13 protein-coding genes are annotated in these 16,870 nt (G+C 41.8%); 7 read left to right on the top strand and 6 right to left on the bottom strand.

All coding sequences use genetic code 11. The features are described from left to right. Positions 1-94: 94 nt before the first annotated feature. Positions 95-1,858, bottom strand: coding sequence for a glycosyltransferase family protein (locus tag GXP67_RS06265; RefSeq protein WP_162442351.1), 1,764 nt, complete (start codon positions 1,856-1,858; stop codon positions 95-97). A 176-nt stretch (positions 1,859-2,034) separates the two neighbouring features. Beyond that, positions 2,035-3,267 carry an ornithine--oxo-acid transaminase gene (gene rocD, locus GXP67_RS06270; RefSeq protein WP_162442352.1) on the bottom strand — a complete coding sequence of 411 codons (1,233 nt, stop codon included), beginning with the start codon at positions 3,265-3,267 and terminating at the stop codon, positions 2,035-2,037. Positions 3,268-3,495: 228 nt separating this feature from the next. On the opposite strand from rocD, the gene GXP67_RS06275 reads away from it, so the two are divergent. Then, positions 3,496-3,675 carry a C1orf53 family protein gene (locus GXP67_RS06275; protein WP_162442353.1) on the top strand — a complete coding sequence of 60 codons (180 nt, stop codon included), beginning with the start codon at positions 3,496-3,498 and terminating at the stop codon, positions 3,673-3,675. Positions 3,676-3,750: 75 nt separating this feature from the next. Beyond that, entirely contained in the window at positions 3,751-3,990 is a 240-nt protein-coding gene (gene rpmB, locus GXP67_RS06280; RefSeq protein ID WP_162442354.1) for a 50S ribosomal protein L28, read from the top strand. A 78-nt stretch (positions 3,991-4,068) separates the two neighbouring features. On the opposite strand, the gene GXP67_RS06285 is transcribed toward rpmB, so the two are convergent. Next, positions 4,069-5,334, bottom strand: a complete 1,266-nt coding sequence (locus GXP67_RS06285) for an aspartyl protease family protein (RefSeq protein WP_162442355.1) — start codon at positions 5,332-5,334, stop codon at positions 4,069-4,071. Positions 5,335-5,779: 445 nt separating this feature from the next. Between GXP67_RS06285 and GXP67_RS06290 the strand changes: the two genes are divergently transcribed. Beyond that, positions 5,780-8,635: a T9SS type B sorting domain-containing protein gene (locus GXP67_RS06290; RefSeq protein ID WP_162442356.1), complete on the top strand. Its 2,856-nt coding sequence runs from the start codon at positions 5,780-5,782 to the stop codon at positions 8,633-8,635. A 32-nt stretch (positions 8,636-8,667) separates the two neighbouring features. On the opposite strand, the gene GXP67_RS06295 is transcribed toward GXP67_RS06290, so the two are convergent. From GXP67_RS06295 to GXP67_RS06300, 3 genes are all read right to left on the bottom strand, one after another. Then, positions 8,668-9,804 carry an amidohydrolase family protein gene (locus GXP67_RS06295; protein ID WP_317170112.1) on the bottom strand — a complete coding sequence of 379 codons (1,137 nt, stop codon included), beginning with the start codon at positions 9,802-9,804 and terminating at the stop codon, positions 8,668-8,670. Continuing rightward, entirely contained in the window at positions 9,788-10,030 is a 243-nt protein-coding gene (locus GXP67_RS38000; protein ID WP_317170113.1) for a hypothetical protein, read from the bottom strand. The genes GXP67_RS06295 and GXP67_RS38000 overlap by 17 nt, the downstream gene beginning before the upstream one ends. Before the next feature lie 87 nt (positions 10,031-10,117). Further along, positions 10,118-10,834 (bottom strand): 50S ribosomal protein L11 methyltransferase, encoded by a 717-nt coding sequence (locus GXP67_RS06300; RefSeq protein WP_162442357.1) that lies wholly within the window; start codon positions 10,832-10,834, stop codon positions 10,118-10,120. A 307-nt stretch (positions 10,835-11,141) separates the two neighbouring features. Between GXP67_RS06300 and GXP67_RS06305 the strand changes: the two genes are divergently transcribed. The 4 genes from GXP67_RS06305 to GXP67_RS06320 all read left to right on the top strand — a co-directional run bounded on the left by GXP67_RS06305 (position 11,142) and on the right by GXP67_RS06320 (position 16,827). After that, positions 11,142-11,402: a CsbD family protein gene (locus GXP67_RS06305; RefSeq protein WP_162442358.1), complete on the top strand. Its 261-nt coding sequence runs from the start codon at positions 11,142-11,144 to the stop codon at positions 11,400-11,402. A 278-nt stretch (positions 11,403-11,680) separates the two neighbouring features. Further along, complete coding sequence (locus GXP67_RS06310; protein WP_232064998.1) at positions 11,681-14,827, top strand: DUF1553 domain-containing protein; 3,147 nt, start codon at positions 11,681-11,683, stop codon at positions 14,825-14,827. A 22-nt stretch (positions 14,828-14,849) separates the two neighbouring features. After that, positions 14,850-16,301 carry a DUF1501 domain-containing protein gene (locus tag GXP67_RS06315; protein ID WP_162442360.1) on the top strand — a complete coding sequence of 484 codons (1,452 nt, stop codon included), beginning with the start codon at positions 14,850-14,852 and terminating at the stop codon, positions 16,299-16,301. Positions 16,302-16,320: 19 nt separating this feature from the next. Next, positions 16,321-16,827, top strand: a complete 507-nt coding sequence (locus GXP67_RS06320; protein WP_162442361.1) for a hypothetical protein — start codon at positions 16,321-16,323, stop codon at positions 16,825-16,827. Positions 16,828-16,870 lie beyond the last annotated feature (43 nt).

Below are 16,870 nucleotides of genomic sequence, written 5' to 3' on the forward strand. Positions count from 1 at the left end.
AGGTTTAGATATATACTCAAAAAGGAAGCTTTATAGGCTTCCTTTTTGTTTTATTAGCCTAATGAGCTAGAGCAGAAAAAGGAAGGCAGAACTTTTATTGCTTAGCTTCTACTAAAAAGTATCTGTGGCCCCCATTATCTCCAAGTGCCCTTACATTATATAATGGATTGCCCACCACACGCATATACATCCAACGGTCACAAAAGCCATTATACACAGTTTTAGGCCGCGAACATTTACAGGGCTCATCCATAGCAAATCCCAGCACCAGAAATTGTTTATGCTTGCTTAAAAAATCCTCAGTAGTAGTAATCTGGTTAGCAAAAATATCGGGGTAACTCCGCTTCCAGGCTTCCAGATGTTTGTAAAACTGCGGTGCCATATGGCCGCTTGTGGTATCCAGGGCTACTTCCCAATCGAGCAAGGTAAAGTAACGTTCTTTGTCTGGAGAATAATGCATTCTTTCCATAAAATCGTGCGGAAACGGAATTACAACCGGAAGATGCGCATAGCCAATTTTTTTATCATATTGCCCAGGTAATTCTCCTGCCGGAGCTTGTATTGCTTCTACAACTGGCATCGCTAACATTAAAACTAATATTCCTGCTGCACCAATAGCCGTTTTTCTGGATGGAATAAATTCGTATAGCTGTGAATTTTTCAACGTTTGTGCATAGCGCACAAACTCAACTTTAAGCAATGTGAGCAAACTGGCAAATAATATAGGCCAGGCCAGTACAGTGGGCAATACATACCGGTCCCAGAAAATAGGCTTAATTACCCAGGAAAATACCCAAACACCAATGGGTACAGCCAGAAACAAATAAGCCAGTATCAGAAGGGATTTTGCAGATTGAGTTTGTAAATCTTGTTGTTCCTTAAACTTTATATTACCAGAGAGCCTTGGCTGATTTTTAAAGATATAAAAGCCCGGAAGAATGGCCATTATAAAGAAAAAAGCTGTTTTCGGTAATAATACTAATGCTCCCGGAAAATATCTGGTAGATACGGTAGATAAAGAAAGTACATCAAGCAAGTATCGTACTTTAGGTATGGGAATCCAGCTATCCGGATTTCCGGCATCCATTTGAATGAGCAAAGCAGGAATGTAAAACAAAAAAGTGAGCCATCCGAGTATAAAACTAGCATATAACTTAACTCTAGCCCGCTTATGGAAGTAATCGTTCACCATAAAAGCAGCCAGAATAGCGCCACTGAAAAAACAACCATGTAAATGCGTGTTCACAAGGGCAGCCTGAACAAGTGCGTTTATCAGCAATATTTTCCAGCCCAATTGCTCTCTGCAGTTAATTTCATCATACAACCATATTCCTGCTGCACTCAAGGCCAGATACAAGCCATACATTCGGGCTTCCGCATTCTGAGAAATCACCATATCCGACAGGCAGAACACGGCCAGAACAGATAACGAAGTAGCCCAGAATCCATAGGTACGCCTTAAAGTGACCCAGGTAATGATACCTGCTATTCCTATTCCCAGGCAGGAAAATAATTTAAGCGAAAGCTCTGAAGCGCCAAACAACTGGCTCCAGCCCCACCCGAGCATAAAATACAAAGGTGGTGTATTATTTAACTTATCATGAAAAGCAGCCCACATATGCGAAAACGAAGGGTCTGCCAGGAAAAAATAAGAGAACAGCTCATCATTCCAGAAATACGTCTTGGAGGCATAAATTACACAGGCAACGATGAGGGAAATACATAAAAATACAGGTATGATATATTCTTTAGCTGAAATCGTATCTGAGCTTTTGGCTACTGTTGACTTAAGAGAATAAACCCGGTTCTGAATGTTTGAATCAGATAGTAGCGAACCAGTTTGATTATTAGCACTCATATGTAAATCCGTGAGACTTTATTTTTCATGGGATAATTGCTTACAAGCATTTAATTTAGATGGATTGTTCTTAAACTTATTATGCAACAATATAGGTTAAACAGCATTAAAAATATAATACAAAGGCTACCGGTTAGGGCAGCCTTCCTTATATGAATGTAGTAAAATCCGGATATTTAAAAATGCAGAATGGTATCTTCTATGATATTGCAGCATTCCTGCATCTGGCTTTCGGTGATGATGAGTGGCGGAGCAAAACGGATTTTATCTCCATGGGTAGGTTTAGCCAGCAATCCATTGTCGCGGAGCGCCAGACATATATCCCAGGCAGTATGTCCATCAGTAGTTTCTTTGATATCAATGGCATTCAGAAGTCCTTTGCCCCGAACGGCTTTTATACTGTTAGTTTTAGATTGTATGTCTATCATCCGTTTGCGGAACAATTCACCCATCCGGGCGGCATTTTCAATCAAGCCTTCTTCTTTAATTACCTCCAGTGCAGCCATGGTTACGGCACAAGCAAGTGGATTTCCGCCAAAAGTAGAACCATGTTCTCCCGGCTGAATCGTGAGCATAATTTCATTGGTAGATAATACAGCCGAAACCGGATATACGCCGCCTGAGAGAGCTTTACCCAGAATAAGCATATCCGGATGTACCTGCTCATGCGAAGAAGCCAGCAAAGCACCTGTCCGGCCAATGCCTGTCTGGATTTCATCCATCATCAGAATGACATTGTATTTTTTACACAATTCCTGGGCTTTCGCCAGATATCCAGGCTGAGGCACATATACACCTGCCTCCCCCTGGATAGGTTCTACCCAGAAACCGCATACGTTCGGATTTTGTAAGGCTTGCTCAAGGGCAATACTATCATCATAAGGAATTATTTCGTAGCCAGGCATAAAAGGGCCAAAATTTCTGGTAGCCAGCGGATCAGTAGAAGCAGCGATAATACCGGTAGTGCGTCCATGAAAATTTCGCTCAGCAGCAACAATAACAGCCTTATTCTCGGGAATTCCTTTTATCTGATAACCCCATTTCCGGGCTAGTTTAATAGCTGTTTCATTGGCTTCGGCACCGGAATTCATGAGGAGTACTTTATCATAATTGAAATATTCACACAGATACCTGGCACATTCACCCAGTTTGTCGCTGTAAAAAGCACGGGAGGTAAGGGTAAGGGTTTGTGCCTGTTCAATAAGAGCCGCAATAATTTTAGGATGGCAGTGTCCCTGGTTTACCGCACTATAGGCTGAAAGGAAATCGTAATATTGTTTTCCCTCCGTATCCCATACATATACACCTTTCCCTCTGGATAGTACCACCGGCAGTGGATGATAATTGTGTGCAGCATATTCATGTTCCAGGTGAATGGCTTCTTGTGAGGGAAGAGAAGTATGAATCATAGTGGGTAAAATCTGAAGTGTAAAGGTATTGAAATTCGCTGGTCTTTAGTAAAAAGCTTGATTAACTGATTTATACCAGAGCATTATTCCTCAAATGTATCCCTATAAAAATCAGCCACAGCGAATGTTATGCAGCCAGGAATATTTAAAATTTATTTGCCTAATTTTAAAACAATCAATACCGAAGAGTTGTTTCTGTGGTAACGAAAAAGTAGTACTAATGTACAGATGAAGAAAGAGATAAAAAACCTGGAAAATAAGGGTTTAGTGGCCGAAGATTATTATATAAATCAGCAAGGGTATATTGTATTTACTGAAATTTATCATCTTAAGAGGGGCTATTGCTGCAAAAGCGGTTGTAAACATTGTCCGTATGGGTATAAGACAAAATCTGCTATAAATTCATAAATATTTTTTGGCGTTTTCGGGCATTTTTCTCATATTTGCAACCTGATTTTTGGAGCACTACACTATTATACTGATATGGCTAAAGTTTGTCAACTTACCGGAAAGAAAACACAAGTAGGAAATAACGTTTCTCACGCCAATAACAAGACCAAAAGAAAGTTTTTCCCCAACTTACATAAGAAAAGATTTTTCATCCCTTCTGAAAATGCTTGGATTACGCTGAAAGTATCTACTTCTGCCCTACGTACCATTAATAAAAATGGCATTGAAGCTGTGTTAAAGGAAGCCAGAGAAGCCGGAAATATCGCATATTAATCTATTCTTTATAAACCAAAACAAGCGCTTTATTTGAATAAAGCGCTTGTTTTGGTTTATACCTATTGCTTCAGGAGGCTAAATCAGACGTTTCAGATAAAACGATGCATAGATAAACTGCATACCCCGTTTTACAAACATCCGGATTTCCTTTCCTTCTTTGCGCTGCAACATCTTATAAAGCTCACTCAGGCGAAATTCAGAAGCCATCTGCCCGTTAATAGAGATAATTTCATCTCCCTCCATTAAACCAGCTTGCATTGCAGGTGAATCATCTTCTATTCTGTCTATTATAAAAGAACGGAAATCATCGCCCTTGGCTTTTATATCCATACCGCTCATATCCCGCTCAAAAGAAGATCTAAGCAGGCGTTTATTTGGTTTGAGTACTACATAATTGCGGGAATAATCAAATACCACATCAAAACGCCGCAACAGTTCACAACCAATATTCCCCTGCCGGTTTACACGTTTGGCAATCTGGGCAGCGGCAGAATTGGTATCGGGGAAAGAAGTGATTACATTCTCGAGTTCAAATTTGCCAATCTGGATTTTTTCCAGGCGGCCTAAACTTCCATTAATAATTCCGTTTAAGCCACGGCCAAGTTGTGCCCGCACAATTTTGTCAGGAAGCTGAATTTCTTCATGAGAGCCCATATCCAGAGATAGTGCATGACCAGCACCAGTATCAAGAATTACTTTTATAGGTACAGTCCGGTTATCGGCCCATATGGCTTTGGCTTGCAGGTAAGGTTTGGCATCCTCAATTGTGATCGGTATTTTCTCTCCTTTGCCTTTGTACTCATACTTGTCCGGATGATAAAGCGTGAGTATTTTGTTATCAAAATCAATTCTGACCACAAAATGCCTGAACAAATCAAAGCCGAATACTCCATGTATGGGCATGCCCACATAATTGGAAAGGTGTAGTACATCTTCAGATAGCGCCACAATACTTTGCCCCGAAGCTTCTATGCCGGTTAGGTTGATCTTATTATTGATGGCCACCATTGCCTCCAGCGATTCTCCCTCACCTACGCCAGTAATCTGAACTTTGCGGACATACTTTAAACCCAATGCTCTGGCGATTTTCGGATCTGTAAGTAAAGTCATGCTGATCCCACTATCCAGAATAAAATTAAGGGTATCTGAGCCGTTGATATGCAGGGGCACCACAATTAAATTACTATGCAACTCAAAGGGAAGGCGCAACGATTGCCTTTTTGCAGAAGTAAAATGAAAATTCTGGCTACTCTGTGCCCATAGTGATTCTGCCAGTAGAATAAGGAAAAGTACTACTAACGGTAAACCTCTCCGGAGCGTTAAGCTGTATGGGGGCTTCATGGTGATAGAGTGTAAAGCGTTTTGTCAGTAAGCAGCGATTAAGTTAAAACTTTTCTTTGAATTATTCAATCAAAAAAACATCAAATGAAACCTGATGACCAAATATATCTTCCCGAAGGCTACGAATTATTTTATTTGTTAAGATACTAAATTAAAAAATCATTTTCTGCTTAATTACACAAGTGGTTAACCTTATCCAGAGGTGGTTATCTAATTGTCAACAGAGTGGCAGCCAAATTAAACTTCATTTCTGGTAGTCCTGAAATCTATCTTTAAAACGCATAGTAATCCAGTATTGTTCACATCTTATGTTTATTTTCAGCGTCACCAAAGGCTTTGATTTTCAAGACATACCTTATTTATGTAAGCTTTAGACAGATAACAACAAAATTAACTCCGGCCATTTGCCAAACTTCAATGCTGAAAATACTTCTACACATTCAACTTGAAGCACTGGCTCTTATTTACCGGTTATTTTTTACTGGCATTCTGCTGTTTCGGCCAGAAAGAAGCAAGCATCTGGTATTTTGGCAATGGAGCCGGCCTTGATTTTAACGCTGGTCCGCCAGTTACGCTTGAAGATACCCGGTTGAATACAATGGAAGGTTGCGCAGTAATCAGCAGTAATGCCGGCAATCTGCTTTTTTATACGGATGGCCTTACTATTTGGAATGCACAGCACCAGGTGATGGAAAATGGCACTGGTCTGCTTGGAGATAAATCTTCTACACAATCAGCAGTAATTGTACCCCAGCCAGGAAGCAAACATATTTATTACGTATTCACCGTAGACAATGTGCCTGGTACGGAAGGCGTACGGTATTCTGTAGTTGATATGTCTCAAGAAAACAATGCCGGCAGGATTATCTCTAAAAATGTTCCGTTACAAGCGCCAGTCACTGAGAAATTAACGGCCGTAAAGCACCACAACAATGAAGACATATGGGTGCTGGCGCATGGGTACAATAGCAATATATTTTATGCCTACCTGGTTACTTCAGCTGGCGTTATCAATGCAGCGCAGCCCATAATGAGTGCCAGTGGAACAGTACATCAGGGAAATGTAACCAATAACGCTATTGGCTATATGAAAGCTTCGCCGGATGGCAAGAAATTAGCCCTTGGTATCCGGGGCATGCGACTTTATGAGTTGTTTGATTTCGACAATAATACCGGAAATGTTTCCAATCCTATAACCTTCCAGTCGGCTGACTATAATACGCCCTATGGTCTTGAATTTTCACCGGATGGCAGCAAGCTATACATTAATGCAAGCCAGAATCCCACTGCCAATCTCTACCAGATTGATCTGAGTAATAATTACCAGACTACCTTAATTGGGACCTCAGCCAGTCCATATGCAGGCGCCCTCCAAATTGGACCTGACGGAAAAATTTATTTCGCCCGGTATCAAAGCAAATATTTAGGAATTATTCATAACCCCAATGCAGCCGGAGAAAACTGCCGCTATGAAGATGATGGGTTATTTTTAGGCAGCAAAACAAGTACATTTGGCTTGCCTAACTTTATTCAAAGCTACTTTTATCAGCCTGTTTTTACTTATAAAAATACCTGCTTTGGAAGTCCAACAGCTTTTACCCTACTAGATACAGGAAAAGAAAGCATACAGAAAATAGAATGGATTTTTGATGATCCGGTGATAGGCACCCATAATATATCAGATAAGATTGCTCCCACGCATATATTTAGTGAGCCCGGTGCATATGAAGTTTCTGTCAATATCTGGTATAAGGATGGTTCATCCCGGAAAGCGGCCCAAACTATTTCAATCCAGCCTGCTCCTCAGGTAAATTTAGGCAAAGACACTCTTTTATGTGTAGGTTCTGTGTTGAAATTAAATGCTTTTCTTCCACAGTCAAGTTACATATGGCAAGATGGTTCCACCAATTCCAGCTTCACTGTAACTAAAGCCGGCGAATACAAGGTAATCGTTAAACAAGGCGAATGCACATTTACTGATATCATCAAAGTAGCTTATAAGACTCCATTGCAGGTAAACATGGGGAGAGATACAGTTGTGTATAAAGTAAATCACCTATTATTACAGGTGAACCAGCCAGGCATTACCTGCATCTGGCAGGATGGCTCTCAAGGCAATACTTTCAGAGTTACAGATTCTGGTACATATCAGGTAGAGGTCAGCGATGGCTGCGAAACGGTTACAGATGAGATTAATATAACTTTTATTCCAGCTTTACAACTCAACCTGGGACAAGACCAGATACTTTGTAAAGGTCAGAATATCCAGTTGAAAGCTACCCAGCCTGAGGCAACCTATCTCTGGCAGGATGGTTCTACCCAAGAGTATATAACTGTTCATGAACCTGGAATGTACTGGGTAGAAGTAAGCAATATCTATGAGAAACTCAGGGATTCCATCAGAATCCAATATATAGATACCCCTGTTGTAAGCCTTGGAAAAGATACCACACTTATCCCTGGTACAACTCGTTCCTATACTTTTACCTCGGATGCAAATTATCTGTGGCAGGATGGCTCACAAGCTGCATTTTATACAATCAGCAAACCTGGCTTGTATTGGGTGGAAGCAAGTAACAGGTGTGGCACGGTGAGAGATTCAATTGTAGTTTCCTTTCCGGCAGAAATACCTGCTTTGCAATTAGGCAATGACACTATCTTGTGTGAAGGAAATACCATCACCCTAAAAGTTAATAACCAGATTGGGGATATCACCTGGCAGAATGGCTCTAACGCACATTATTTTACTGTTAAAAATGCAGGCACATATTGGGTAGAAGCCAGAAGTAATTTGGGCATAATTAGGGACTCTATTCAGGTAAGCTACCGCTCTATACCACAAGTGAATCTGGGAGGATATGCACAGTTATGCAACAACGAACAATTGGTATTACATGCCGGACAACAGGATGCATCCGCAAGCTATCTCTGGCAGGATAGCTCCACTCAACCTGATTTACTGGTAAACACGCCTGGAACCTATTGGGTAGAAGTCACCAATGCCTGTGGTAGCATGAGAGATTCAATTGTAGTTGAATGTCCGGCTTGCATTAGTGCTATGATGCCCAATGTAATCACGCCGAATGGAGATGGCGCCAACGATACATTTGTTATCCCATGTATACAGGAGAAAACCTGGGCCATTGAAATTTACAACCGCTGGGGAAAAATAGTGTTCCACAGCAAAGCCTATCAGGGAGAATGGTCCGGCGAAAACCAGGACAATGGAATTTATTTCTATACCATTACCAATCCTGCCTCCAAAACTAGCCTGAAAGGCATGGTGCATGTATTGCGGTAGTTACAGTAATTCTAAATCAACCTACTCTCTTACTACTTCTCCAAATTCTTCAACTCTCTATCAATATACTCTTTCGACAACCACAGGTTTCCGATCATTACTCCGGCAATCTGAGTAGTCTGGCTGATATCGGTCAAGGGATTTCCATTCAGCAACACCAGGTCAGATACATTTCCGGTTTTGATGGTACCAGATTGGGCGGATTTATTGAGATAGGTAGCTACATTCACCGTACCAGTGCGCAGGGCTTCATAGGGGGTGAGGCCGGAATCGACCATATACTTCAATTCATGATGGGTAGAAAAACCAGGTACATTAAACACTTGTGGCGCATCACAACGCAGTAGTAAGCCTACTCCATTTTTCTGGCATTCATTGATCAGTTTCCGGCGCAATTCTATAAACTGCTTCATTTTAGCCGGATCATATTGCGCATTGGCTTGCAGGTTTTTTTTGCTTTTTACCCAGTTATCTCTTACTTCCCGAGACATATATTTCATCTCTGGTGCGCTGTTCAACTGTTCGGGATCAATTGAAGAAAACCAACGTTCTGCCAGTGCTTGTGTGGGCACTACCCAAATATTTTTTTCTTTCAACCCTTTCATGAGTTTTGGCATTTGGTTTTGGTCCACTTTGTCGGCTATAAACATACCAAACAGGCCGGTTTGCTGTTCGTTCATTTGCTCAATGCCTGGCACCATTCCTTCTACAAAGCCATCCAGGTGATCAATGGAAGAATACCCGGCATCTATCGCCTGCCATACACCTACATCGAAAGAAACATGGCCAACAAAAGGGATATTTACCTCTTTAGCTGTTTTGGCCATAGCGGCAAAGTTTTCTTTTGTCAGTCCGGGATGTAGTTTGAGATAATCATACCCTGCTTTTTTATGTTCACGCACCAAAGCTTCACACTGAGCAGGCGTTTTTACACTATTGCCATTAAAAGAAGGGCCTGTAGTATAAAATCTGGGACCGGTAATTTCACCGGAACGGATTTTATCACGCAGTTCCAGGTGTCTGGGATGCCCAAGCATTCCCCGGATGGTGGTAATGCCATTGGCCAGAAATAAAGTAAGTACTTCTTTCATAGGTTCCAGATTATCTACCGGTGGTACATGGGCGTGCATTTCAGCCAAACCGGGAATCAGGTTATTTTCCTTTGGCATCAATCACCAGGGCATTCTTGCTGTATTTTACATTTTTCTCATTCCCCATTGCCGTAATTTTTCCTCCTTTTGCCACTACTACCTGGTTTTCCAGCACCCTTTCGCGATCCATAGGAATAACATGCACATTCCGGAATACAACTTCCTGTTGCCTGGAATCAACCGGCTGCTGTGCAAATATAATGGCAGAATATAGCCATAATGCGATAAAAAAGAGTGGTTTCATAGGGTTCAGGTTTATAGTCTTAAAGTAAAAATGAATGTAATATACCTCAATGCTGCCGGCTTAATATCCGCTTTCCTGATGATACGATCAGGAGGCAAGCATTACTTCATATACATATCCATGCGTATGCCACTGGTCTCCTTTTTTGAAAATTTTAATGATACCCTGCTCATTCATCGCCAGATAATAGTCCAGATGCTGCTGCACAAATTCTTTTGCCGGCAAGTTTGCCAAAGCCAGGAGCCGTACCTGGTATTGGGAAAGGGCTGCCTGAAGTACCTCATGATAATCCGTTAACGAATGTACCGGCAGATACAGCCTGCTGTTGGCATGCATATATTTTTTTGATATTTCCAGCAATTCCAGAATAAACTTATTGCCTTTTTCGCCGCCATCAAAGGTTTCTGCCGCATGTTTACCTAGTTTATCCGCATATACTGGCGGAACAATTTCATTGGGCAGGTTTGCGGCAATTACATCAAAGGTTCCGGAAAAATCGCTAAACAGCGAACCTTGCCTTATATCAGCCTGAACCTTATTCAATGCACAGTTTTTTGTGGCCAGTTCCACCGCTTCCGCTTCAATATCCGTAGCACATACTTGACCCCCCTGCAAAGCTGCATAAATAGCCAACACACCCGAACCAGTGCCAATATCGATCACCCGGTCTCCCGGATGGATTTGTAAAGTATTGGCATAGAACGATCCGTTCTTAGAAGGAGCAAATACCTGTTCGTTCAACTCCAAAGTAAGCGTTGTACCTTGAATAGTGATCTGACGCAATTCGGTATGTTCGGCAAACATGATTGTAGGGTTTTAGAAGTAGGAAGTTAGAGGTTATATGTAATGAATTGTAAGACTATACCTATTATAGACGTAGTAATAGGTTTGAAACCCATTGCTATTCAACACATATCGACCATAATCTTTATAACCAATGCAATTTAAGTTTAAAAGCCGGGTTAAAAATTCATGCAGGTATTATATTCTCCATCTTCCAGCTTTAAACATCCATATTCAGTTCGCAATTTTATTCATCAATATGTAACCAATGGTATTAAACTGCGTTAAAATATAACAAAATTATTCGTCACCTTAAACTAATACCACTATGAACCAATACGAAAGCGAATTTGACAGAGAAAACCGGAAAATAACCGATTTAAATAATAATGGCATTGATGACTCTCTGGAACTGAGAGCCCGTGGAAACTGGCAGGAAACCAAAGGAAAAATCCGTCAGGCTTATGGCAACTTAACTGACGATGACATGGAATATGCCGAAGGAAAACAGGAAGAATGGTTTGGTAAATTATCCAAAAAATTGGGCCGGACGGTAGATGATGTAAAAAACTGGATAGCCAATCTGTAACAAATCAAAACAGAGCATCTATTTTTATGAATAGCCTTGCAGAACTTATGTTTTGCAGGGCTATTTGTTTTATAAGCAATTACAAGAAAGAAGTTTTACATTTATCTGGCCGATCTTACCTATTAAATTTATATAACTTCTTAAATTTATATAACTTCAAGTCAAACTACTAATAATCAGGTTGTCGAAGAATATTGCGAATGAGTAACACCAGACTTAATTGGAATTCCCATAGAAGGTATAAATTTCTGTTTTCTCTAAACAGTAGTATACTTTTCATGTGTATATGGCTCACAGGTTGTGGCATTGATAAACCAGAGTCAATTGTGAAATGGGAAAAACAGCTACCGGCTTCCATTGATTACAATTTGCATGTAAAACCTATTCTTTCCGAAAAATGCTTTTTCTGCCATGGACCAGATAAAAACAAACAGGAAGCAGGATTAGAACTGGCCACCAGAGAGGGCGCACTGGCTGCATTGAAAGAAAACCCTGGAAAACATGCCATAGTACCCGGCAATCTGGCAAAAAGTCAACTCTACCACCGAATCGTTTCTACGGACCCGGAAATACAAATGCCTCCTAAGGAATCTAACCGGGAACTGACTGATTACGAAAGAGCCGTATTGATAAAATGGATTGAGGAAGGAGCTGAATACAAACCGCACTGGGCTCTACTCAAACCTGAGAAAAAACCACTTCCTGAGGTAAAAACTAAAACCTGGCCTAAGAATCCAATTGATTATTTCGTATTACACAAACTGGAACAGGAAGGGCTGTCGCCTTCTCCTGAAGCAGACAAAGAAACACTTCTCCGCCGGGTTACTCTTGATTTAACTGGCCTCCCTCCTACCCTGGAAGAAATGGATAATTTTCTCGCTGATAACTCTCCGAATTCCTATGAAAAAACGGTAGACCGCCTGCTGGCTTCTCCGCAATATGGCGAAAAAATGGCGGTAGACTGGCTTGATCTGGCCCGTTTTGCCGATACCCATGGCTATACCGTAGACCGTTACCGTCCTATGTGGCCCTGGCGGGATTGGGTAATCAAAGCTTTTAACCAGAACATGCCCTATGATACCTTTCTTACCTGGCAACTGGCTGGCGATTTGCTTCCTAATCCAACCCGTGAACAGAAACTGGCGACCGGCTTTAACCGCAATCATGCCCAGAATGTGGAAGGAGGAATTGTGAATGAAGAATTCCGGGTGGAATATGTGGCAGACAGAACCAATACGCTGGGCACCGCTTTACTGGGAATGACACTGGAATGTGCCCGTTGCCATGACCATAAATATGATCCTATCTCTCAAAAAGATTATTATAGCCTGTTCTCTTTCTTTAATAACGTAGACGAAGCCGGGCAAATTTCCTGGGACGATGCCTTGCCTGTGCCTACCATGCTTCTTTCAGAGCCCCGGCACGATAGTTTGCTGGCGTTTATCGAAACCAATATCCAGAAAGCAGAAGCTTCTTTGAACACTATTGCGCAACAAGAAAAAGGTGCCTTTGAAAACTGGCGTAAGCAAACAGAAGATAGTCTGTCATTTGAACCCAAACAAGACCTTCAGGCACATTTTACCTTCGATAAGCTGGTCAATGGAGCATTCCTGAATGAAGTTTCTACCAAAGACAAGGGTATGGTAGCCGATCCGGTAGTGGAGCCAGGCAAGTTTGGAAATGCTTTTCAGTCGAATGGGGATGATATTTTGAAACTGGGTAAAGTAGGCATATTCAACCGGGCCAATCCCTTCTCTATTGGTGTATGGATTAACATTCCTCAGAAGCTTTCGAAAGGAGTTATTCTGCATAAAGGCAACGGCGATATTCTTTACAACTTCCGGGGCTACTTTATGAACTTGCTCGACGATAAGATCGAGCTATTAATGGCACATACCTGGCCCTATAATAATATAGTGAAGGTTTCTACCCAGAAACTCCCAAAAGAACAGTGGATACATCTGATGATGACCTATGATGGTTCCAGTCAGGCCAAAGGATTGAAATTGTATGTGGATGGCAAAGAAGCCGAAATGGAAACCCGGAAGGACAATCTCTACAAAGATATTCTGCTGGCTGGCGATCAGCCCGGCGTATCAGTGGGAGCTGACTGGCGGGGCGTTGGATTTAAAAATGGCCTGATTGATGACCTGCGGATTTATACACGGGAATTTACTGCACCTGAAGTATTTCAATTGGCTCATCCGGAGAATAGTGCCTTAGCAAAACTTCCGGCATTTGACGCATCAGCCTGGCAACAGTACTATTTGCATCGTATTTCTACCACTTTTCCAGTACAGTTGAAAGAACTGGAGAAATTCCGGCAGGAGAAAAACAAGGTTATGGAATCTATACCTGAAGCCATGGTAATGGATGAGATGAAAGCCAAAAGGCAAACCTACTTATTGAAGCGTGGGGTATATGATGCCTACGGTGAAAAAGTGCAACCAAATGTACCAGCCAGCATTTTACCTTATTCTAAACAATTTCCCCAAAATCGCTTAGGCTTGGCCAAATGGCTCCTGCATCCGGACAATCCCTTGCCTGCCAGAGTAGCTGTAAACCGGTTCTGGCAGAGTTATTTTGGCAATGCTATTCAGAAAAACACCAATGATTTTGGCAACCAGGGTGGTTTGCCCAGCCATCCCGAATTACTCGATTATCTGGCTGTGCATTTTAGGGAATCTGGCTGGGATGTAAAAGCATTTCAGAAACTAATTGTTATGTCAGCTACATATCGCCAGGCTTCAATGGCTTCAGAAGAACTATTAAAGAAAGACCCGGAAAATATTCTGCTTGCCCGTGGACCTGCTTTCCGGCTCACAGCCGAAATGGTTCGTGATAACGCCCTGGCTGCTTCAGGTTTATTAATCAAAAAAATAGGTGGACCCAGCGTTAAACCATACCAGCCGGAAGGTTTATGGCGGGTGAATAATACTAATTATCAGCAGGATACTGGCGGAAACCTGTACCGGAGAAGTTTGTACACCTTCTGGAAGCGTACCAATCCGCCTCCTTCTATGAATACATTTGATGCCCCTTCCCGGAGTTTCTGCGTCGTGCAACGGCAGAAAACCAGTACGCCATTGCAGGCTCTGGTGCTGCTCAATGATCCGCAATTTGTAGAAGCCGCCAGAGTACTAGCCCAGCAAACCATAAAAAATACTTCTGATGCAAATAACCGGCTGACTTATATGTACCAGTTACTTACCGCCAAGAAACCAACAGCGAAAGAAATGGCGATACTTCAAAAATTATATCACCAGGAATGGAATAAATTCAAAGAATATCCGGAAAAAATGGAAGGCTGGGTTACAACCGGAGAACAAAAACTGGCTCAGCAAACTGATCTGCCCACATTGGCTGCCTATACGGTAGTAGCCAGTACTATTATGAACTCAGATGCCTTCCTCACAAGAAGATAGAGAATACCTAAACCAGTAATGTATGCAAAAGGAACTAGATCAACTTTTTAATACCCTCAACCGCCGAAATTTTCTACTGAAAGCATCGATGGGGATTGGTTCGCTGGCATTGGGTTCCTTATTGAACCCACAAAAACTCTTTTCTGCCGATGATACAGGGGAGGGCATTCTGAGAGCTCCTCACATTCCTCCCAAAGCCAAACGGGTGGTATACCTGTTCCAGAGTGGAGGTCCCTCCCAGCTGGAATTATTTGATCATAAGCCGCTGTTGCAGAAAATGCATGGCCAGCAATTACCAGATTCTGTGCGGAAAGGGCAACGCTTAACTGGCATGAGTGCCGGACAATCTTCCTTGCCTCTGGTCGGTTCTCCATACAAGTTTGCCCAACATGGAAAAAGTGGTGCCTGGGTAAGTGAACTGATGCCCTATACCGGACAGGTTGCTGATGAACTGTGTTTTATCAAATCTATGTTCACCGAGCAGATCAACCATGACCCAGCGCTTACCTTCTTCCAGACTGGTAATCAGATTGCCGGAAGACCTAGTATTGGTTCGTGGATCAGTTATGGCTTGGGTTCTGAAAACGAGAATTTGCCTGCTTTTATCGTACTCATTTCTAAAAATGCACCGCAAGACCAGCCTTTGTTTGCCAGATTATGGGGAAATGGATTTTTACCTTCCAAACATCAAGGTGTACAACTCCGCTCAGGCAATGAACCAGTTTTATACCTCAATAATCCGGAAGGATACACGGATGCTGACCGCCGGGAAATGCTGAATGCCTTAAATGAGTTGAACCTCGCGCAACAGGAAGTAAACAAAGATCCTGAAATCCATAACCGGATTGCCCAGTATGAAATGGCTTTCCGCATGCAAACTTCAGTTCCCGATGTAACCAACCTCTCCGACGAACCCGACTGGGTGTTTGATATGTATGGTTCCGAATCCCGTGATCCTGGTACTTTTGCTGCTAATTGCCTGCTTGCCAGACGATTGCTCGAACGGGATGTAAAATTCATTCAGCTTTACCACCAGGGTTGGGACCAGCATGGAGATTTACCCAAAGGGCTCACCAACCAATGTAAAGCCACTGATCAGGCTTCTGCCGCACTCGTGAAAGACTTAAAACAACGAGGATTATTAGACGACACTCTGGTAGTTTGGGGAGGAGAATTTGGTCGCACCAACTATTCCCAAGGAAAACTCACCCAGGATAATTATGGCCGCGATCATCATCCCCGCTGCTTTACCATGTGGATGGCAGGGGCTGGTATCAAGCCTGGTATCAGCTATGGCGAAACAGACGAATTTGGATATAACATTGCAAAAGATCCCGTTCATGTGCATGATTTCCAGGCTACGCTGCTGCATTTAATGGGCATTGACCATGAAAAGCTTTTCTACAAATTCCAGGGCAGGCGCTTCCGCCTCACTGATGTATCTGGCAATCTTGTTAGAGATATTTTAGCGTGAGGGCACAATTTATAGATAAATGAAGAAAGAGACTTTTGACTATAATTGGGGAGATGACCTTGTTAAGTTTAATAGCTTAAGCCCTAACGATAAATTTTATTATAGAATCGGGAAACCTGTAGATAAGTATTGGGGATTATATGTGGCTAAAATAGCTTTTTTTGATGCAGATGGCCAGTTAGTTTATCACAATCAGAATGCATTTGCCGATCCAATACAACAAACACAAAATGATTCAATCAAATACGCTACCTATTCAAAAGATGGAAATTTAGCTTACATGCGGGAAAGAGGGCAAGATATTAAGCAGTTACACCATTTATTGATTGATCTCAGAAAAGGAAAATATAAAATTTTACCTTGGTCGGAATCGGATTATAGAGACGGGTTCAAAATATTTGAAGAAGATTCTTTTGAAGCTGATTTAGCCCATAAATTTAATCATTCAGCGTGGATAATGAATCAACATGATAAAACAGAAATTTTGCCATTTATTAAATTAAAAAAATGGTTTCCTGAAATATAAAAGTAAAGCAAGTACATAAGTATTCCTCTCAGCTTATTACAAC

The organism is Rhodocytophaga rosea (assembly GCF_010119975.1).
In the GTDB taxonomy this organism is placed as follows: Bacteria; Bacteroidota; Bacteroidia; order Cytophagales; family 172606-1; genus Rhodocytophaga; species Rhodocytophaga rosea.

What these genes read in the sequence shown, in the direction of transcription:
- GXP67_RS06295 (WP_317170112.1), bottom strand. Translation starts at nt 9,804, where the DNA reads ATGCCAAAGGAAAATAACCTGATTCCCGGTTTGGCTGAAATGCACGCC.
- GXP67_RS38000 (WP_317170113.1), bottom strand. Translation starts at nt 10,030, where the DNA reads ATGAAACCACTCTTTTTTATCGCATTATGGCTATATTCTGCCATTATA.
- GXP67_RS06310 (WP_232064998.1), top strand. Translation starts at nt 11,681, where the DNA reads ATGTGTATATGGCTCACAGGTTGTGGCATTGATAAACCAGAGTCAATT.
- GXP67_RS06285 (WP_162442355.1), bottom strand. Translation starts at nt 5,334, where the DNA reads ATGAAGCCCCCATACAGCTTAACGCTCCGGAGAGGTTTACCGTTAGTA.
- GXP67_RS06300 (WP_162442357.1), bottom strand. Translation starts at nt 10,834, where the DNA reads ATGTTTGCCGAACATACCGAATTGCGTCAGATCACTATTCAAGGTACA.
- GXP67_RS06275 (WP_162442353.1), top strand. Translation starts at nt 3,496, where the DNA reads ATGAAGAAAGAGATAAAAAACCTGGAAAATAAGGGTTTAGTGGCCGAA.
- rpmB (WP_162442354.1), top strand. Translation starts at nt 3,751, where the DNA reads ATGGCTAAAGTTTGTCAACTTACCGGAAAGAAAACACAAGTAGGAAAT.
- rocD (WP_162442352.1), bottom strand. Translation starts at nt 3,267, where the DNA reads ATGATTCATACTTCTCTTCCCTCACAAGAAGCCATTCACCTGGAACAT.
- GXP67_RS06265 (WP_162442351.1), bottom strand. Translation starts at nt 1,858, where the DNA reads ATGAGTGCTAATAATCAAACTGGTTCGCTACTATCTGATTCAAACATT.
- GXP67_RS06305 (WP_162442358.1), top strand. Translation starts at nt 11,142, where the DNA reads ATGAACCAATACGAAAGCGAATTTGACAGAGAAAACCGGAAAATAACC.
- GXP67_RS06315 (WP_162442360.1), top strand. Translation starts at nt 14,850, where the DNA reads ATGCAAAAGGAACTAGATCAACTTTTTAATACCCTCAACCGCCGAAAT.
- GXP67_RS06320 (WP_162442361.1), top strand. Translation starts at nt 16,321, where the DNA reads ATGAAGAAAGAGACTTTTGACTATAATTGGGGAGATGACCTTGTTAAG.